We start from the raw sequence: 16890 nt of genomic DNA, 5'->3' as shown, positions 1-16890 counted from the left end.
AGGTGTGCCGGGACACCGTCAGTCGGCGCTGGGCGGGTTCCCGAAGCCGAGGGCCCGGCGGCGCCCGGACGGGACTGCAGACTGCCGGGCGAGGTCCGCAGTTGCCGGGTCGGGGCCGGCCTCGGTGATGGGGATATTTGGATTTCCCCACTTGTCGCTCTGGGGTGGGTCAAACCTGCTCTCTTGATCTCCCCATCGATTGTGTGATCCTCCCGGCGTGTCGAACTGGTGTCGGCGTTTCGTGGAGAGCCTGCGTGAGCTAGGAGTTCGGCCTGTTCGGGGGCCTGAATGCTCACTCGGGAGGAAGACGTGGACGCTAATGCTCTGCGTCGTCAGGGATGGACGATCTCGGCGATCGCACGGCATCTGGGTCGTGATCGCAAGACGATCCGTGCCTATCTGAACGGCGAGCGAACCCCTGGCGAGCGGCGCGAGGGCCCGGATGCGTTCGTGCCGTTCCTGCCCTACTGCCGCCAACGCCTTGCCGACGATCCGCATTTGTGGGCGTCGACCCTGTTCGACGAGGTGACCGAACTCGGCTATGAGGGCGCGTACTCGACCTTCACCCGGGCCCTGCGCCGCTACCAAGTTCGCCCGCATTGCGAGCCCTGCCACGCCTCCACCGGCAGGAACGTCGCGGTGATCGCGCATCCGCCCGGCGAGGAGATCCAGTTCGACTGGCTGGAGCTGCCGAGCCCACCAGAAGGCTGGGGAGTGGGTGAGCACGCCCACCTGCTGGTTGGCGCGCTCGCTCACTCGGGCCGGTGGCGGGCGGTTCTTTCGGAGTCCGAGGACTTCCCTCACCTGGTCCAGGCCCTCGACGAGGTCATGCGCAAACTCGGCGGGACGGCCCGCCGTTGGCGCTTCGACCGGATGGCGACGGTCTGTTACCCCTCCAGCGGGCAGGTGACCTCCTCTTTCGCCGCCGTCGCCAAGTACTACGGAGCCGGCGTGGATATCTGTCCGCCCCGCCGCGGCAACCGCAAGGGAGTGGTGGAGAAGGCCAACCACTCGGCCGCTCAACGCTGGTGGCGGACGGTCCCCGACGGGCTGACCGTGGTCCAGGCCCAGTCCGGAGTCGACAAGCTGGCCGTCCGGATGGACGAGCGGCGGCGCCGCATCGACGGAGTGGCCACCACGGTCGGTGAGCTCGCCGCGGCCGAGCCGATGCTCGACATCCCGGTGAGGCCGTTCCCGGCCGAGCTGGAAGTCGAGCGGACGGTCAGCCCGCAAAGCCTGGTCCAGTTCGACGGGAACTTCTACTCCGTCCCTCCCGGCCTGCCCGGAGTCCAGGTCAGGGTCCTCATTCGCCTGGGCGACGACGTCCTGCGGATCGCCACCGCGGGCCGGGCGGTCATCGCCCAACACCGCCGGGCCCCTCGGGGATCCGGGCAGACCGTCCGGGACAACGGCCATGTCATTGCGCTGGAGCGGGCCGTGCTCGCGTCGTTTTCCGACCGGGCTCCATGCAAGACCAAGGTCCGAAGGCCGCCATCGGCGGCCGCTCTCGCGGAGGCCGAGCGTCTGCGCGGGCTTCCGGCGGCCGGGGATCCGGCCGAACGGGTCGTGATCGACCTGTCCCACTATGCCGCCGTGGCCGACCGGCTGCGGACAGCTCCCTCACCGAAGGAGGAGAACGAGGAGTGAGTACGCCATCGTCGCCGATGCAGATGAGCGAAGCACGCCGCTTCCAGCAGCTGCGAGGCCACCTGTCCTACCTCAAGCTCAACGATGCCGCCGAGGCCCTGAACCGGGTCCTGGACCAGGCCCGGAGCGAACGGATGTCGCTGACCGCGGCCCTGGAACGGCTGCTGGAGATCGAGGTCGAGGCCACCGAGGCCCGCCGGCTGGCGGCCCGGCTCCGGTTCGCCTGCCTGCCCGAACCCTGGACCCTGAACGACTTCGACTTCGCCGCCCAGCCGGGCGTCGATGAGAAGCTCATCCGGGACCTGGCCACCCTCCGCTTCCTCGACGACGCCTCCAACGTCCTGTTCGTCGGGCCGCCTGGAGTCGGGAAAACCATGTTGTCCGTCGCGCTCGGACGGGCCGCAGTCGAAGCGGGGCACCGCGTCTACTTCACCACCGCCGCCGAGCTCTCGGCCCGCTGCCACAAGGCCGCTCTCGAAGGCCGGTGGAAGTCCTGCATGAACTTCTTCGCCGGCCCGAAGCTGCTGGTCATCGACGAACTGGGCTACCTCCCCCTGCCTGAGGACGGCGCGTCCGCGCTATTCCAGGTGATCAACCAGAGGTATCTCAAATCGTCCACGATTTTGACTACAAATGTCGGTATTGCGGACTGGGCGGGCGCCTTCGGTGACGCCACCGTCGCCGCCGCGATGCTCGACCGGCTCCTGCACCGGGCCGCGGTCGCCGGGATCGACGGACCCTCCTACCGACTCCGCGGCCACCGGACCCAGGCCGAAACTCTCCGAGCCGGGGTGAACGCCCGTGTCTCCTGACAGCTCCAGCTCCAACACCAACGAGGTTCCATCCGAGATGGCCCGTCTCTGCCCGCACTGCGAGACCGTCTTCACCGTCGCCGACCGCACCAGCCGCCGGGTGTTCTGCTCTCCCACCTGCCGCGAACAGAACCGCCGCCGCATCCCGGTCCAGCGGACCTGCCCGCAGTGCGGGAACGAGTTCACCACTGACATCAGCCCCCGCCGGATCTTCTGTTCCACGGAGTGCCGGACCACGGCCCGCGGCAGTGAGAACGCGAGGGAGAGCCGGACCTGCCCGGTCTGCGACAACACCTTCGACTCACCCAAGACCATCCGGAAGGTCTACTGTTCCCCGACCTGCCGCAGGAACGCCGAACGCTACCGCGACCAGGCCCGAGAGCAGGACCGAGCCCGCCGCCTCGGCGAAACGCCTCACCCCGCCGCGGCCTCGCCTCCCGTGATGCCCGGCCTGCCGACGACACCCAAACCCGCGACACGAGCCGCCTACCGCCCGGCCCCGGAACGGGACCCGCTGGAGCCCACGGCAACCCGCAACTGCCCCCACTGCCAGCAGCCCGTCACCATCGTCGCTCTCCTCGCAACGCCAGAAGTCGCCCGGCCCTCCATGCCGACCGGGCTTCCCGATGTCGTCCCACTCCGCAGGGCTCCGTGACAGCACCATCAACTGGTCGGCAACCTGGAAATCCAGCTGCCGACCACAGGCCCTGATGGCAGAGTCCGCCCATGGTCTTCCTACGTTGCGAAGCGGTCCGATGGGTCGATGACGAACCCCAGCCCAGCCTGATCGAGGTCCGCTTCACAGACGCCCACCACCAGCAGTGGGCCTTCATCGACAAGTGGCCCGTCTTCGCCGGAGGCGACGCCTTGTCCCCTGACTCCCGCTACCCCGCCAAGGTCAGCATCCTCTGCGACATCCTGACGACCGGCACCACCACGGACACCTCGGACACGGTCAAGATCTCCGTCACTCCTTGGGGACTCGAATCGCTCGAAGGGCACGTTGAGTTCGAGGTGGGAGCTGATCAATTGACTACCAGCTGAGGTTCACGATCGCTGGGCCCCGCCGACCTGACGGTCGGCGGGGCCCACGCATGCTCTCGGGCTCCCCATCTTCCCCACATCGTTCACGCTGCAACGAAGTGAGGCGAAGAGCGACAGCGGCCGTTTTCAAGAATCCCCATCATCGGCGGGCAGAGGGGCCCGACATCCGCCGGGAGCGGGCAGTGCCTCGGTGGTCGATGGTCCGATGCCGAGCTGACGGCGCATGTGAGTCACCCGCCTGAGTCTGCGTCACGGCACCATCGAGACCCTCACCGCCCCGGATCGGCTATCAGCGCCCTGCCGGGAGACGGCTACCTTCCGGATATGCGGGTGGCCTTCCTCAGCCAGTGGCGCGGATGCCGCTACTGCGCAGGGTTCAGTACGACGAAGGCCCGCGTCCTCCCGGGAGAGCGAGTGCGGGCCTTCATGTGAGGTACCTGGCGGTCTGCCGTCAGATGGTCTGCCTTCGGGTGTAAGAGATGAAGGCGGCGAACGCGCCCGGCCCGATCTGGACGATCGGGCCGTCGGGCTGCTTCGAGTCCCGGATGGCGATGCTGTCCTGGCCGACGGCCGCGAGGGGTGCGACCTCCACGCACTGGCTCTCATTCGCCCCCGAGAAGCTCGACTTCCGCCAGGGCAGCGCGGTCCTGGCGTCCGGGTTCAGGGTCGTCATGCGTTCAGCCTTTCGATGTGGTGCTTCAACAGGTCCCGCGACTGGTCCGCGGGCCCCACACTCATGTCCGGGTTCAGCGGGCAGCCGCGGGGGCTGGTCGGCTGGACAGGACGAGCTGGATGGTGTCTTCGGTGAGGCCGTCGAGGGTGATGTCGTAGGTCCGTGACATCTGTTGGAGTCGGGCGATGGTGCGGCGGATGGCGGCTGGGTTGTCGGCGGCCCACTCGATGTTCAGCAGGTCCCGGTACAGAACCTCTGAGGACTCCTCTACTTCGAGGGCGTGGAGCACGGTGCGGCGGGCGGCGTCGAGGTCGGGGATATCACCGTCGGTGTGCCAGCGGGCGAGGGTGTGCGCGGTGTCGGTGATCCGGGAGAGCATCTCGTGGATGGCCGGCTCGGCCCACGGCAGGACCCGGCCGTCGAACGGCTTGCCCCGTACGAGTGCCATGGCGCTTTCCAGGTCGGCGATTCCGTCCTGCGGGCCGGCGGCCAGGCCGCGGGAAGCGAGGCGCTTGAAGAGGTCCCAGTCGGAGGTGACCGCCCGGTGGAAGGTGTACCCGCTGCCCGTATCCGCTTTCGGCCGCGGCAGGAGCGGTTTCCCGTCCTCGGCGTGCCCGACTTCGTTGCGGAGTTCCGAGAGCCGGGAGTGCAGGGTCCGGGTCGACCAGGGCTTCACCGGGTCCATGGCGTGACACAGGTAGTCGCCGGTGCGCCCGGGCCGGAGGTGCAGGAGCGCTGCGAGGGCGGTGGTGCGGGGGGTGTGGGCGTGGGTGGATCCGGACCTGCCGGTGATGCGGAGCGGCCCGAGCATCTCGATCCGTACCCCTGACTCGCCGTCCGGGACCGGTCCGGCCTGCGGGGCGGGATCCGCTTCCGGCGGTGTGCGGGTCGTCTGCTGTGGGAGCGCGCCCGGCTCCGCAGGCCGGCTGGGCGTGCTCTGGCCGAGGTCCGGCGTCCTTGCGGCGTCTGCGGCCTGGGAGGCGTCGGCGGAAGGGACCGCCGCGGCGGCGGGTGGAGAGGCGGGGGGCGTGGCCGCCGTGGGGGTGAGGCCTGCGAGGAGTGCGGGGAAGGGGTCTCCGGGGTTTGGGGCGGCGTAGGCGTCCGCGCTGGTGACCCGGACGGTCAACGGCTTCCCGGTGGCTGCCGCCTGGCCGTGGTCCTCGGCGAATCCCCAGGCGCCCGTTGCGGGCTCCGGCTCCTGGAGGGAGACCTGGAGGGCGTGGACGTAGTCCCGGTACTGCTCGTCGGAGACGCGCTGCAGGGTGACCGGGGTTTCCAGCGGCGCCAGGAGCGCCTGCTGGTCCCGGGTGGTGTCCAGGATCTCGGCGTGGGGGAAGATCCGCCGCGTATGCGCCGTGGCGGGCAGGACTACGGCCGTCTGGAGTTCGCGGGCGGCGGAGAGGGCGTCGGCGAGCTGGATGACGTCGTCCTCGGCGTGGTCCCCGGCGGCGATCAGCAGCCAGGGCAGGACCTGTTCGCCGCTCTGGTGTGCTTCGAGGAGGAGCTCGCCGAGGTCGGCGGCGACGGCGGGCAGGTGCGGCATCGTACGGATCCGGCCCTGCGGCAGGAGCCCTGCCAGGCGGGTGCCGAGGCCTTCGGTGAGGATTTCGCTGTAGTCGGTCCATCCGCAGGTGCCCAGCTCCAGGGCCAAGGCGCGGGCGACTTCGAGGACCTCCTCGTCGGTGCCGTCCAGCAGCAGCACACGGCAGGTGGTGAGGTCGGCGAGGAGCAGGCCGAGGTCGTCGGCGCCGAGCGTCACCAGGCCCGGGTACGGCGCCTGGACGTCGGCCGCATCGTCGGCTGCCGTCGGCGTTGCCGTGCGGTCCAGGACCCATGCCCGGGTATCCGGTCCGGTGGTGAACGGGGCGATCGGCTCGGCGGGTTCATCCAGCAGGAGGGTGACGCCGTCGGTCTCCGTGAGGCGGGCTCCGCGCAGGGCGGGGAGAGTCTGGCCGTTCTCGGCGGCCTGGTGGGCGAGGGTACGCAGGACGGCGTCGAGGAGCTCGACGCCCGCGGGCTGCGACGTGGCGGCGAGGGTTTGCTCGGTGGCATTGGGGGTGTCGTTCTGGGCGATGGTCTGTCCGGCGCGGCGCTGGCGCTGCTGGAGGATGCGCCGCACGGCGAGGGTGCCGGTGAGGGCGGCGGCCAGCAAGGTGCCGATCCCGCCGACCAGGCCCCAGTTGAGGCCTGTGCTCCGGCTCTGGAGCGTGGGCGTGGGCGTGGCCGGGGCTGCGGACTGCTCCGTGCTCGGCGCGGCCGTGGTCGTCGGCGCCGCTGATCCGGTCGGCTGCGGTACCTGCGCCGCCGGGGAGCTCGCGGCCGGAGCAGGTACCGGGACCGGGGCACCGGGCGAGGGAGAGGCCTGCTCACGGGGCTGCGCGGGAGAGGTAGCGGCCGGTACGGGGGCGACTGTCTCGCCCTCGGTCTTCTCCTGAGCAGGGGTGGGACTGGTAGTGCCGGGCGTCGCAGAGCCGGGCTCCTGCGGTGTGGCGCCGGTCGCGGGGAGGGTGAGCTGCTGGCCCGGGTAGATCAGATCCGGGTCGGTGAAGGTCCCCCCGCCCGGGACCGGTTCACCCTGGTTCAGGTCGAAGATGTCCGTATACCGGTCGGGCTGCCCCAGTTGTGCGGCCGCGATCGAGGACAGGTTGTCGCCTTCGCGCACGCTGTACTCGCCTTCCTGGCCCGCCACCGGGCCGGAGACGGCGCCCTGCGCCCGAGGCCCCAGCGCGCCCGCGGTCGCGGTCGCGGCGTTGGTGGGGAGGGTGAGGACCCATCCGGGCTGGATGGGCTGCTCGGCGTCGAAGATGGTGCCGTCGGCCATGGTGCGGCCCTGATTGAGGGTGGCAATCTCATTCCACCGCTCGCCGTCGCCGAGGCTCTGTTCGGCGATCGACCACAGGCTCTCCGCGGGGCGCACGTCCCGCACGGTGTAGGCCGGCGCCGCCCCGGCGTCCTCGGCGGCCGCCGAGCTGCCGGTCGTTGAGTCGCCGCTGGCAGCTGCACCGGGTACGGCAGCAGCGCTGACGCCCGCCGGGACCGCGAGCGAAGGGGCGGCCGAGGCAGGCGCGGCGAGGGCGGTACCCGTTGGCAGGGCCAGCAGGATCGTTCCCACGAGGGTGGCGGCGGCCCGCTGTCCTAGGAGTCCGCGGATCTGGGGGGCGCTGCGTCCACGGAGCTGGGCCGGGATCTCCAGCAGGACCGCGAACGCGAAGCCGGCCCACCCGATCCAGCCGGCTACGGCGAGGGCGAGGAGGAACACCTGGCCGGAGTCGTCGGTGGAGAACAGGGAGCCGAGGGCCGCCAGGCCTGGCGGGCCGACGATCGAGGCGGCCCACCACAGCAGGACCGGCAGCCCGGCCAGGAGCGCGGTAAGGACGGTGAGGCTGAGCAGGCCGCGGACCATAGCGGCCGCCGTCTGGACGCCGCCGCGTGCCGGACGCGCAGGAGTGCGGGTGGGGGAGGGCTTCGTCATACGGAGGTCCTTCGCGGGGGAGCCGGCGGTTACTCGGGTTGGGTCACGCCGTGCAGGAGACGGGCGCTACCGTGGCCGGTCACGCTCATCGAGCCGATCCCGACGACGGACAGGAACTTGGTGGCGTACGCGTCGGAGACGGTCACGGTCAGCTGGGTGCCGTCCGCGGACAGGCCGACGCTGCCCTGGGTGCCGGCCCGGGCGAGGTAGGCGTACGCGGCGGCCTGGGCGGCGCCGGGGTCGATGCGGATCCCGGCGCCTGTGACGGCGGAGGCGGGGTCGATGGCTTGCCCGGCGGCGCGGGCTGCCTCCATGGCGACGGCGTCGGCGCGTTCGGTGGCGCGGAGCTTGCCGCCGCCGTCGATGGCCAGGCCGATGATGCCGAGCAGGGCCACGGTGACGATCGCGGTGTACACGGCGATGCCGCCCTCGTCGCCCCGCAGCCGCTGACGGCTTTGGGCAGGTTCCGGCTGGGGCACGGTTATCCCTCCCTTGATCGGTAGGCGTCCACGACGGAGGTGAATCGGCTGGTCAGGGTCTTGGAGCCGGGCACGCCCGGCAGGAGGAGATCGCTCAGGGGGACGGTGCAGGAGATTGTCACGGTCACCGTGCCGACCTCGCCGAGTGGGACGGCCAGCCCGGAGGTGTCGATGCTCGTGCTGGTCGACGCGCAGTGGACGCCCTGGTCGTTCAGGGAGCGGGCGGCGGCCGTGGCGGCTTCGGCCTGGGCGCCGGAGTGGGTGCGGGAGATGGACGCGGCGCGGGCGGCGTCCTCGGTGGCGGCGTCGACTTTCGCGCCGGAGGTGACGATCCGCCCGCCGGCGATCGCCATGCACAGCAGCATGAGCAGCAGCGGGGTGACGATCGCCGTGGCGATCGCCTCGCTGCCCCGGTCCTCGCGCAGCCGTACGCGCCAACCCTTCCCGCCCGCAGCGGGTTCGGGGCCCGGGCCGGCCGTGGGTTGGCTCATGGCTGGGTCCACCGTTCGCGGGGTGCTGAGGCGGTCTGGGAGACCGAGAGTCCCGACAGGCCGGGCAGCATGGAGGGGGCGCTGCCGGTGACGGTCACGGTGACGTCGGTGACGGTGCTGCCGCCGGTGCTGACGGCGGCTCCGCGCAGGCTGTCGCCGGCGATCCGGCCGAGGGTCTCGCGGGCCCGGGCGGCTCCCACGCTGTCGGGGGACTGGTAGGTGCGGGCTGCGGCGACGCCTTCGCGGGCCGCGGTCAGCGCGATGCTGCGGGCGTGGATCCACATCGCGGCCTGCACCACGGCGACCGTGACCAGGATGACGAACGGGAACACGATCGCCATCTGGATCGAGGACTCCCCCCGATCGCCGGGGTCCCGGCCCCGGCTGAGCGGACCGGTATTCTCGGCCCGCTCCGCATCGTCCTCGTTCTTGTTCTCGTACGGCACGTTCGCCTTCCTCCCCGGCCGTGCCCGTCTCAGATTCCGGCGAGCCTGCCGTTGTACTTGGTGATGAGTACGGCGAGGGAGCCGGCGATGGTGATGGCTCCGCCGACGGCGGCGACCCAGATGATGACGGTGGTGATCGAGATGTCGCCGCGGTCGTCGGCTCCGCCCTGCTCGATGCGGGACTTCAGCCATTGCACGGCGGAGGTGGCGGCGACGGTGGTCTTGGCGGCGAGCTTGGTGATCATGACGTGGGTCTCCTCTGTCAGGTGTTGAGCATGCGGATGAGGGCGGGGAAGGCGATCAGGAGCATCACCAGGACGGCGAGGAGCGCGCCGGGGGCGGTCATCTTCTCGCTGTTGGCGTTCGCTTCTGCGGCCTGTGCGGCGAGGAGCTCGGTGCGCAGGTTCTTCGCGCGGGAGCGCAGGGTGGCGTACACGGACGCCCCGTCGTCGGCGGACTGCCGCATGATCGCGGCGAGGTCGTCCAGGACGGGCAGATCGAGTTCGGCGGTGAGGCGGGCCAGGGACTCCCAGTGCGGGACCTTGTCTACGTGCGAGCGGGCCAGCGCCCCCTGGATACGGAGGAAGGCCCAGCCCTGTCCGGTCTGCGCGGCCTGTTCCATGGCCTGTTCCGCGGACACGTTCCCCGCCCGGCGCAGGGCGACGAGGTCGAGGTAGGCGGCCATGGCGTGGGCGAACTCGGCGCGGGCGCGCTTCGCCTTGTCGCGCAGGGCGAGGTCGGGGGTGAACCACAGCAGGACCGCGGCGAGGATCCCGACGGCGGCGGGGAGGTACAGCGGCAGGCCCAGCAGCAGGAGCGGGATCGTGGACAGCGGCGGCAAGAGCAGGCCTCCGGCCGCCAGCGCGACCTTGGTGAGCAGGAACCGCCCCGGCGTCGTCCCGGTCAGCGCCAGGTCTTTGTAGGGGATCCGCACGCCGGGCATGTCGGCCAGGTGCTCGACCAGCCACCGGCCCCACTGCTCGTCCCGGTCGCTGGGCGCGGCTTCCGCCGGGGGCGGCGCGGGCTGGTTCAGGCGCCGCAGCGCCGGGGCGAGGGCGGGTGCGGGGCGCAGGACTTCACGCAGGAGCAGTGCGGCTCCGGCGCCGATCGTCGCGCCGGACAGGATCGCGGCCACGGGCATCATGCCGTCACCTCCGTACTTTCGGGTTCCGCGTCGGTCTCGGCCGTCGGGGCGGCGACGGCGCTGCGGGGGTCGGCGACCAGGAAGCGGGGGACCGGCTTGGTGTCGGCGATCTGCCGCATCATCGCGAGGACTCCGACGAAACCGGCCGCCAGGACGGCGAGGACCAGCTGTCCGAGGAGCGTGCCGTAGGGGGCGGTGTAGGAGGGGATGAGGAAGCCGAGCCCGACGACGCCGAGGGTGATGATGGTCATCCACCGCATCGTCGTCCGCGGCTTCTCCCGGTCGGCCTCGATCGACCGCCGACGGGACACTTCCTCGTGGACCGACTCGGCGAGGTCGTCCAGCGCCTGGGCCAGGCCCGGCCCGCGGTCGGCGGCCGACAGCACCAGGGCGGCGACGACCTTGTCCGCGGTGACGTCGCCCAGGGCGTCACCGAACACGCGCAGCGCGTCCCCCGGCCGCCAGCCGACCTGGAGCCGGTCGACCAGGTCGCCGACCTCGGCGGCGATGTCCTCGGGGCAGCCCTTGCGGGAGACCTGCAACGCCTCGTCCAGGCCGCGCCCGAGCCGCAGGACGTTGGCCAGGCGCTGCGTCCAGTCGCCGAGCGCCTCCAGCTTCCCGATCCGGACCGTCGCCGACTTCGTCGGGGCCAGCAGCCACGGCACCCCGGCCACCGCCAGGAACACCAGCGCCCCGGCCACGAACACCCCGGTCACCAGCCACAGCACCACCCCCGCCAGCGCCCCGCCGGCCAGGCGGGTGCGGCGCGCCATGCGCGCGTCCCGCCCGGCCAGCCGCCGCCCCGCCCGGAGGCGGGCCGCGACCGGCCGGCCTTCCGGAGCGGTGGTGCCGATGATCCCGGCGGCCAGCCCGACCAGGCCGCCGGTGAGGGCGAGACCGGCAAGCACCCACATGAACAGGGTGGTCACAGCGCGGCCCCCTCGTCGATCAGCAGGGGCAGGGCCGTACTCCACGTCCCGCCCGGCACGTTCAGTAGGCCCGCGTCGAATCCGGCGCGGCGCAGTTGGTCGATGCAGCGGGGGTGCATCAGCGGGACCGCACGGTTTTCGCCCCACTCGGGCCGGGGGCCGAAGATGGCGTTGGTCTCCGGACGGCCGCCTTCGCCGATGCCGGTGACCTCCAGGACGTGGGAGACGAACCGGTGGCGGTGCCCGCCGATCTTCGTCTCATCGATCGAGGACACGAACACGATGAAGTGCAGCCCGTTCGCCGCCTGCCGGTACGCCAGGCCCTCCGACATGTTGGCCTGCGCCAGGAGGTAGAGCTCGGCGATCCGGTCGAACACCACCGACGGGTGGATGGCGTGGAGGGTGCACAGGTTGCCGCCCGCGCCGTTCGTCATCGCCTGGAGCATCGCCACGATCTCCGGTCCTCGGACCTCGCCGACCACGATCCGCGTCAGCGTCATGCGCAGAGCCCGGTACATGAGGTCCATGAGCGTGATCTCACCGGCCGCCTGACCGCCGACGACTTCACCGTTCGACTCACGCGCCTCCATAGGCACCACTTGGCGATGGTGGCCGTTCTCGTGGGCGAACAGCTCGTACTCGGTCTCCAGCGTCGCGAACCGCTCGTCCGGATCGATCTCGCGGAGCAGGGCGCGCAGCAGAGTGGTCTTGCCCGCGGCCTGCCCGCCCACGATCATCACGTTCTTCTCCGCGCGCACGCAGGCCCGCAGGAACGCCTCCAGGGTGGTGTCGAGCATCCCCCGGTTCACCAGCTCCGACAGGTCCGCGTGGCGCATGCTGTGCCGGCGGATCGTGACGTACGTGCCCGGCGTGACATCGATGATGGCCTGGAGACGGGATCCGTCCGACAGACGCAGGGCGAGGAACGGGTCGGCGGTCGACAGGCTCCGCTCGGCCTGCCCGGTCGTTCGCCGCGCGAGGTCACGCAGCAGCTCGCGGAGCTCCTCATCGGAATCGGCGACCGGAGCCACACAGGTACGGCGGCCGTCGGTGAAGTCCAGCCATGTGTGCGCGTACCCGTTGATGAAGATGTTCTCCACCAGCGGATTGTCCAGGTGCTGCTGAAGGCGGCCGGCCCGGAACTGGAGATCGAACACGGCCTGCGCGATTACCGTGTCCTCGCCCGGGCCCGTCGCCGCGCCCCGCTTGACGGCCTCGGCATCCGACCACACCGCGACCTGCTCGTTGATCAGGTGACGGCCCTGCTGCTCCTGGGCGGCCGGACTCAGTCCGGGCCGGGTGCGGAGCAGGTCGGTGAGCCGGTTCCCGACCTCCTTCTTGATCAGCCGGACCGCCGCGTAGTCCACCACGACCGGCACGGACGGAAGCGCCGGCCCGGGAACGGCTGAGAACCGTGACCGCGGGTCGGCCGGCCCGCCGCCGACGCCGTGCGGCGCCGGCGGCGACGCCACAGATCCAGGGCGGGGGCCGGCCAGGCGGGCCTGGAGCGACCCGGCGGGTACCTGCGGGTTGTTGTGGAGCGGGTTAGCGCGCACCGGAGATCACCCGCCCCTGGGCAGGGCCTGGCGGCGGCGGGGCGAGGCGTGAGCGACGGATCGCCACCAGCTCCTGCACCCGGACCGCGGCCGACCGCGCGGAACGCATCAGCTCGCTCGATTCGAACCGGCGCGGCTGCTCCGCCCCGTCCGACAGCACCGCGGCCTCCTTCGGCCGCCACGGCACCACTGCCGCGACCGGCACCCCGAGCGTCTTGCGCACCTCCTCCTTGGAGAAGGGGCCCTCGTCCACGAGGAGCATGGTCAGCTCGGCGCTCCCCCCGAGAAGCTCCCGCAGCGCCGACAGCCGAACGTGAGCGCTCTGCAAGCTCCGCAGGGTGTTGCGAGCCACCATCAGGACGACGTCGGCGCGCTGCGCGAGGACAGCGGACGCCCCGAACGCGCCGCGGCGGCCGAGGTCGACCAGGACGTCGTGCCGGTGGTCCTCGATCCCGGCGAACAGGCCGGCCAGCGGCTTCCACACGGGTTCCATCGCGGAGGCGTGCGCAGGATCGTAGAGACCGGGCAGGACCAGGCGGTCGCGGGTCCCGGCGTCGGTGACGTCGACCAGCTGCCGCCAGAACGCCTCACCCAGCTGACCCTGACGCGCCGCGATGGCGAGGTTCCGCAACCCGTGCGAGTTGTCCAGGGTCCCCTGGAGCGCGCCGGGCAGAATCGCCCCGCCATCCGGATCGGCCTCGGCCAGCACCACCCGGTGCCCCTCTGGAAGCGGCCACGTCATCAGCAGCGCCATCGCGGCCGTGGTCACCCCGGGCGCGCCAAGGCCCCCGGCGAGCGCGATGACGGCCATCAGCTGCCCTCCTGCGGCGCGAGGATCAACGCGACCGCACCAGTGGCAACCCGCGCCGCCAGCGTGGGCCCGTCCGCCGCCGGGACCGCGACGTCCACCACGATCACGCCCGTCGCCGGGGCGGCCGCCCCGACCGCGACCACGGTCGCGGGAAGCGTCTTCGGAGCCCCGGCGGGCTCGCCCGCCTTGCCCCCGGCCCCCGCGGCCTGCGCCGGGTCGGGGGTGGAGACGATCAGTACCTTCTGCCCGGGCGCGAGACGGCTCGCGGGCACCTGCGACGGCTTCAGCGCGACACCCACCAGCTGCTCACCGGCCTTGATGAGGGAGACGGAGGTGACCTGGCCGGGGGAGAGGAGCGAGCCGGACTTCAGCGCGACCGCGGCACGCTGCCCGACCATGCCCGCCTTCTTCGTCACGGGGACGGCCTTGACGGCCGGGTCCAGAGCGAGCGAGGCGGGCGCGAGGTCCGCGTCGGAGATAGCTGCGCCGACCGGTACGTCGCGGGCCACGACCAGGACGGCGGTGCGCTGGCCGGAGGCGGTGAGGAGCAGGGCGCCGGAGAGGCCTCCGGCGGCGATCAGTGCGACGGACAGGGCGATCAGCCCGGGCCTGCGGCGGCGTTGGCGTACGACGCGTGGCGCGGCCGCCGGCTGACCTCCGGGGCTACCGGACCCGGGGGTAGCTGCACGGCCCGGCGCTGCGGGCGTGGTGGCGGTACTCACGTGCTCTGCCTCCTGGAAGAGAAAGGAAGTTCAGTCGGCTGCGGGGGTTACTGGCCGACGACCTGGAGTTCTCCGACGGCAATGTCAACAGAGCCCGTCCTGGTCTGGGTCAGCTGGCCGCTTTGGCCGCCGCCCGCCCAGTCGATGGCCCATGTTGACGTCGCGGTCACGTGGTACTTCCCGGAGCCGGACTGGGAGGAAGGGGACCGGTAGCGGTGGCCGCAGTCGGGAGACGGGGACGCGCCGAACTCGGCGCGATAGGGAGTTCCGGCGGTGGTGCATGTGACGGTTGTGCCGTCACCCATCTCCCACACGATCTTTGAGACCTTCGCCGTAGCCGTGACGGTTACGGCGCCCGCAGTGGCAGAGGCGGTGTTAGGGCCGTATGTCTCCGTCCCTACAGCAGTCCACATGTAGACCGGCATACCCACCAGACCAGTACCGCCAGGACGGGGTGTGATGCCGATCGCGGGCGGCCTGAGCAACATTGAATCGACGGCACGCTGCGCAAGGACAGCCGGGTCGATGGCAGGGTCCGGCGTCGTCCTCGACCAGAAGGCCAGGCCGATAATATCTCCGGTACTTGCCCCGCCGGGCCCTGTACCGAGACAGGGGCTCACATACACAGCGCCATCACCGGGTTCATGTCCCTCCCACAGTGCGCTGCCGGCAGGCGGCTGGGGTTCGAGCAGCCTGACCGTGCAGTTTGCGGGGATTGTGCTGCCGGTACCGCCACCCCCTGGCCGACTGGGATTTCCTCCCGTACCCGGCTTGGGAGGAATCTCTACGCTCACGCAGAACCGAAGATCTGTACACGCTCCCGCTCCGGTTCCGCCATCGGCCTGAGCCGCAGGAGTTGCACCGCCGACCACGATGAGACTGCCAACCAGTAGGGCACCGCGCTTCTTCACCGTCAGCATGTCTGGTCCTGAAGCTTTTCCTCAATGACCGTCCACCCGTTGGGCCACTGCTCGACGGTCAGCGTGGTGATGTAACGAAGGAGCCGCTCGGGGGGGAGCGAAATTTCCTTGCCGCTCCCTTTGTCGACGGGTTTCCACTGTGAGATGTCCACGCAGTCTGTAATGACGGCGGTCTTCAGCTTCGTGCCGTCCTTAAAAATGATCTCAGTACCTGAATGCTGCGGCTTGCCCGTGACGATTTGACCCGCGTTTCGGAGGTTGGCGAGTCCGTTCTCCGTTTGCGTGTAAGCGGAACCGTTGGACAGGCTCTTCAACTCGGTGCCGGAGGAGTCGGCTTTCGAGTAGGCGGCGGTAAGCGCGTTCCAGTAGCGGTCGTATGCGGCCTGTACCGCGCTCTTGTCGGCGGCCAGGGGATCGGTGGCGGGACTCGGCGACACGGTTGCGGTGGGTGGTGTGCTCGGGCTGGGTGGCGGCGTTGCCGTGTCGTCCTTCGAGCAGCCGGCGGTGACAGTCCCAACAGTCGCGATGATCGCAGCGGTGGCGCACAGCCGTTGCCACAGTGCCCTATGGGTGTGGTGCTGGCATGTCATTGTCACGTGGAGTCCCCCCGGTGTCACATCGCCAGGCGGGCGTTCTGGGTCGTCCGTCCTGGCCCCGCCGTCGCTGCTGCAACGTGTTTGTGTCGTGGCGGTGCGTTGTACTCGGCACCCTACGACGTCAGCGTCAGTAGGCCCATACGGTTGTTGGGGTACAGATGATCTATTGCGAACGTTTGTCCATAAATGCCGGTCAGTCATATGCCAATCCATTGTCCGGTGTTACCCCTCCACCCCTGATGCGGGGATGGAGGGGGATGCAGTGATAGGCGCTCCACATGGACGAAAGTCGGCCATGCGGCTGATTCTTTTTGCTCTCGGTAACACCTCTGCGTGAGTGCGGGCGGCCACTGGCTCCCTCGGAAGCGCCGCCCGGATGTGGAGAGCTGAACCGTTGGGACCGCCGCGTCCAGCGTGCCGCTATCCGCCAGCGCCGCACGCTGGCCGACCTCCACGCCGCCGTGTCCCTTCAGGACAGGCACTCATCTATGTGTCCACAGCTGGACATGCTGAAGACTTATGCGGTGCTCGTCACCCCGCAGGACTATCCCCCGGCCTCCATCGGTCCGTTCATCGCCAAGACCAACGCTGAGCGCTACGCCGAGCGGATCGGGCCGTTCGGGAGCCGACGCCTGAAGAGCAAGGTCGACGCGTTCGTCGTCGTCGCCCGCCCGCGCAGCAAGCACCTGGAGCCGCGGCTGCCCACCGACCCCTGGACTCTGGGCCAACTCATTGCCGAGCAGGAGGACCAGGACCAGGATGTCTTCCCCTGCCTGTATGCCCGCCTCCACGCCCGGCTCGGAGACGACGTCGCCGAAAAGGTCTGGTCGCGGGCCACCGGGTGGGAAGGAAACAAGACCTCCGGCCGCGAGCAGCTGCTCGCCTCGGCCGAGGACTGGCGCACCCAACGCCTCGGCGCCGCTCACGCCCTCAAGCGCATCGTGGTCGAGCTGTGGAACAACGGCATGGAGAACGTCCAGGACATCAGGCGCGCGACCGGACTCTCCCGAACCACGGTCTACGAAGTCCTCCGCGACGCCGGCATCGACCCCGCCACGCGCGACTCCGGCCAGTGAGCATCGAGCCCTGGTTGCGGCCTGCGGCCGGGTTGCAGCCAGGGCTTCGACCACCCACATGTCATGTCGGCC

Annotated in this window: 18 protein-coding genes; 5 read left to right on the top strand and 13 right to left on the bottom strand. The window is 70.7% G+C overall.

Annotated features, from left to right (window positions below; translation table 11 throughout):
• Positions 1 to 309: 309 nt before the first annotated feature.
• The 4 genes from ABT106_RS12515 (at position 310) to ABT106_RS12500 (ending at position 3503) form a co-directional block, all read left to right on the top strand.
• On the top strand, positions 310 to 1647 hold the full coding sequence (locus ABT106_RS12515) for a Mu transposase domain-containing protein (RefSeq protein ID WP_351275810.1): 1338 nt from the start codon (positions 310 to 312) through the stop codon (positions 1645 to 1647).
• On the top strand, positions 1644 to 2459 hold the full coding sequence (gene istB, locus ABT106_RS12510) for an IS21-like element helper ATPase IstB (protein ID WP_240804075.1): 816 nt from the start codon (positions 1644 to 1646) through the stop codon (positions 2457 to 2459). The genes ABT106_RS12515 and istB overlap by 4 nt, the downstream gene beginning before the upstream one ends.
• Positions 2449 to 3114, top strand: a complete 666-nt coding sequence (locus ABT106_RS12505; RefSeq protein WP_351275808.1) for a hypothetical protein — start codon at positions 2449 to 2451, stop codon at positions 3112 to 3114. Before istB ends, ABT106_RS12505 begins: the two co-directional genes overlap by 11 nt.
• Before the next feature lie 71 nt (positions 3115 to 3185).
• A complete protein-coding gene (locus tag ABT106_RS12500; RefSeq protein ID WP_351275807.1) occupies positions 3186 to 3503 on the top strand; it encodes a hypothetical protein in 318 nt (105 codons plus the stop codon).
• A 451-nt stretch (positions 3504 to 3954) separates the two neighbouring features.
• Here ABT106_RS12500 and ABT106_RS12495 read toward each other — a convergent pair whose 3' ends face one another.
• The 13 genes from ABT106_RS12495 to ABT106_RS12435 form a co-directional block, all read right to left on the bottom strand.
• Positions 3955 to 4176 carry a DUF397 domain-containing protein gene (locus ABT106_RS12495; RefSeq protein WP_351275805.1) on the bottom strand — a complete coding sequence of 74 codons (222 nt, stop codon included), beginning with the start codon at positions 4174 to 4176 and terminating at the stop codon, positions 3955 to 3957.
• A gap of 73 nt (positions 4177 to 4249) precedes the next feature.
• Positions 4250 to 7648 (bottom strand): LysM peptidoglycan-binding domain-containing protein, encoded by a 3399-nt coding sequence (locus ABT106_RS12490; RefSeq protein ID WP_351275803.1) that lies wholly within the window; start codon positions 7646 to 7648, stop codon positions 4250 to 4252.
• Positions 7649 to 7677: 29 nt separating this feature from the next.
• Positions 7678 to 8127, bottom strand: coding sequence for a pilus assembly protein TadG-related protein (locus ABT106_RS12485; protein ID WP_351275801.1), 450 nt, complete (start codon positions 8125 to 8127; stop codon positions 7678 to 7680).
• Positions 8128 to 8129: 2 nt separating this feature from the next.
• Complete coding sequence (locus ABT106_RS12480) at positions 8130 to 8618, bottom strand: TadE/TadG family type IV pilus assembly protein (RefSeq protein ID WP_351275799.1); 489 nt, start codon at positions 8616 to 8618, stop codon at positions 8130 to 8132.
• Entirely contained in the window at positions 8615 to 9064 is a 450-nt protein-coding gene (locus ABT106_RS12475) for a TadE/TadG family type IV pilus assembly protein (RefSeq protein ID WP_351275797.1), read from the bottom strand. Before ABT106_RS12475 ends, ABT106_RS12480 begins: the two co-directional genes overlap by 4 nt.
• Before the next feature lie 29 nt (positions 9065 to 9093).
• Positions 9094 to 9309 (bottom strand): hypothetical protein, encoded by a 216-nt coding sequence (locus ABT106_RS12470; protein WP_351275795.1) that lies wholly within the window; start codon positions 9307 to 9309, stop codon positions 9094 to 9096.
• Between the two features lie 17 nt (positions 9310 to 9326).
• The gene (locus ABT106_RS12465) at positions 9327 to 10208 is read right to left on the bottom strand and encodes a type II secretion system F family protein (RefSeq protein ID WP_351275793.1); all 882 of its coding nucleotides are present in this window, start codon (positions 10206 to 10208) and stop codon (positions 9327 to 9329) included.
• Positions 10205 to 11122 (bottom strand): type II secretion system F family protein, encoded by a 918-nt coding sequence (locus ABT106_RS12460; RefSeq protein ID WP_502979329.1) that lies wholly within the window; start codon positions 11120 to 11122, stop codon positions 10205 to 10207. Before ABT106_RS12460 ends, ABT106_RS12465 begins: the two co-directional genes overlap by 4 nt.
• 11 nt (positions 11123 to 11133) lie before the next feature.
• Complete coding sequence (locus ABT106_RS12455) at positions 11134 to 12516, bottom strand: TadA family conjugal transfer-associated ATPase (protein ID WP_502979327.1); 1383 nt, start codon at positions 12514 to 12516, stop codon at positions 11134 to 11136.
• A gap of 166 nt (positions 12517 to 12682) precedes the next feature.
• On the bottom strand, positions 12683 to 13504 hold the full coding sequence (locus ABT106_RS12450; RefSeq protein WP_351275789.1) for a CpaE/TadZ family protein: 822 nt from the start codon (positions 13502 to 13504) through the stop codon (positions 12683 to 12685).
• Entirely contained in the window at positions 13504 to 14226 is a 723-nt protein-coding gene (locus tag ABT106_RS12445) for an SAF domain-containing protein (RefSeq protein ID WP_351275787.1), read from the bottom strand. Before ABT106_RS12445 ends, ABT106_RS12450 begins: the two co-directional genes overlap by 1 nt.
• Positions 14227 to 14273: 47 nt before the next feature.
• The gene (locus ABT106_RS12440; protein ID WP_351275785.1) at positions 14274 to 14531 is read right to left on the bottom strand and encodes a hypothetical protein; all 258 of its coding nucleotides are present in this window, start codon (positions 14529 to 14531) and stop codon (positions 14274 to 14276) included.
• Positions 14532 to 15139: 608 nt separating this feature from the next.
• On the bottom strand, positions 15140 to 15583 hold the full coding sequence (locus tag ABT106_RS12435) for a hypothetical protein (protein ID WP_351275783.1): 444 nt from the start codon (positions 15581 to 15583) through the stop codon (positions 15140 to 15142).
• Between the two features lie 665 nt (positions 15584 to 16248).
• Here ABT106_RS12435 and ABT106_RS12430 point away from each other — a divergent pair.
• Entirely contained in the window at positions 16249 to 16818 is a 570-nt protein-coding gene (locus ABT106_RS12430; protein ID WP_351275781.1) for a hypothetical protein, read from the top strand.
• Positions 16819 to 16890: the final 72 nt, after the last annotated feature.

This window comes from Streptomyces sp. NPDC002044 (assembly GCF_040296725.1).
In the GTDB taxonomy this organism is placed as follows: domain Bacteria; phylum Actinomycetota; class Actinomycetes; order Streptomycetales; family Streptomycetaceae; genus Streptomyces; species Streptomyces antarcticus.
Note: the sequence above shows the minus strand (reverse complement) of the source record. Positions and strands in the feature narration are given on the sequence as shown.

Excerpts from the sequence above, each read along its gene's own strand:
- ABT106_RS12500 (WP_351275807.1), top strand. The coding sequence starts at position 3,186 with ATGGTCTTCCTACGTTGCGAAGCGGTCCGATGGGTCGATGACGAACCC.
- ABT106_RS12495 (WP_351275805.1), bottom strand. The coding sequence starts at position 4,176 with ATGACGACCCTGAACCCGGACGCCAGGACCGCGCTGCCCTGGCGGAAG.
- ABT106_RS12490 (WP_351275803.1), bottom strand. The coding sequence starts at position 7,648 with ATGACGAAGCCCTCCCCCACCCGCACTCCTGCGCGTCCGGCACGCGGC.
- ABT106_RS12480 (WP_351275799.1), bottom strand. The coding sequence starts at position 8,618 with ATGAGCCAACCCACGGCCGGCCCGGGCCCCGAACCCGCTGCGGGCGGG.
- ABT106_RS12470 (WP_351275795.1), bottom strand. The coding sequence starts at position 9,309 with ATGATCACCAAGCTCGCCGCCAAGACCACCGTCGCCGCCACCTCCGCC.
- ABT106_RS12465 (WP_351275793.1), bottom strand. The coding sequence starts at position 10,208 with ATGATGCCCGTGGCCGCGATCCTGTCCGGCGCGACGATCGGCGCCGGA.
- ABT106_RS12460 (WP_502979329.1), bottom strand. The coding sequence starts at position 11,122 with ATGTGGGTGCTTGCCGGTCTCGCCCTCACCGGCGGCCTGGTCGGGCTG.
- ABT106_RS12450 (WP_351275789.1), bottom strand. The coding sequence starts at position 13,504 with ATGGCCGTCATCGCGCTCGCCGGGGGCCTTGGCGCGCCCGGGGTGACC.
- ABT106_RS12440 (WP_351275785.1), bottom strand. The coding sequence starts at position 14,531 with ATGGGTGACGGCACAACCGTCACATGCACCACCGCCGGAACTCCCTAT.
- ABT106_RS12430 (WP_351275781.1), top strand. The coding sequence starts at position 16,249 with ATGCTGAAGACTTATGCGGTGCTCGTCACCCCGCAGGACTATCCCCCG.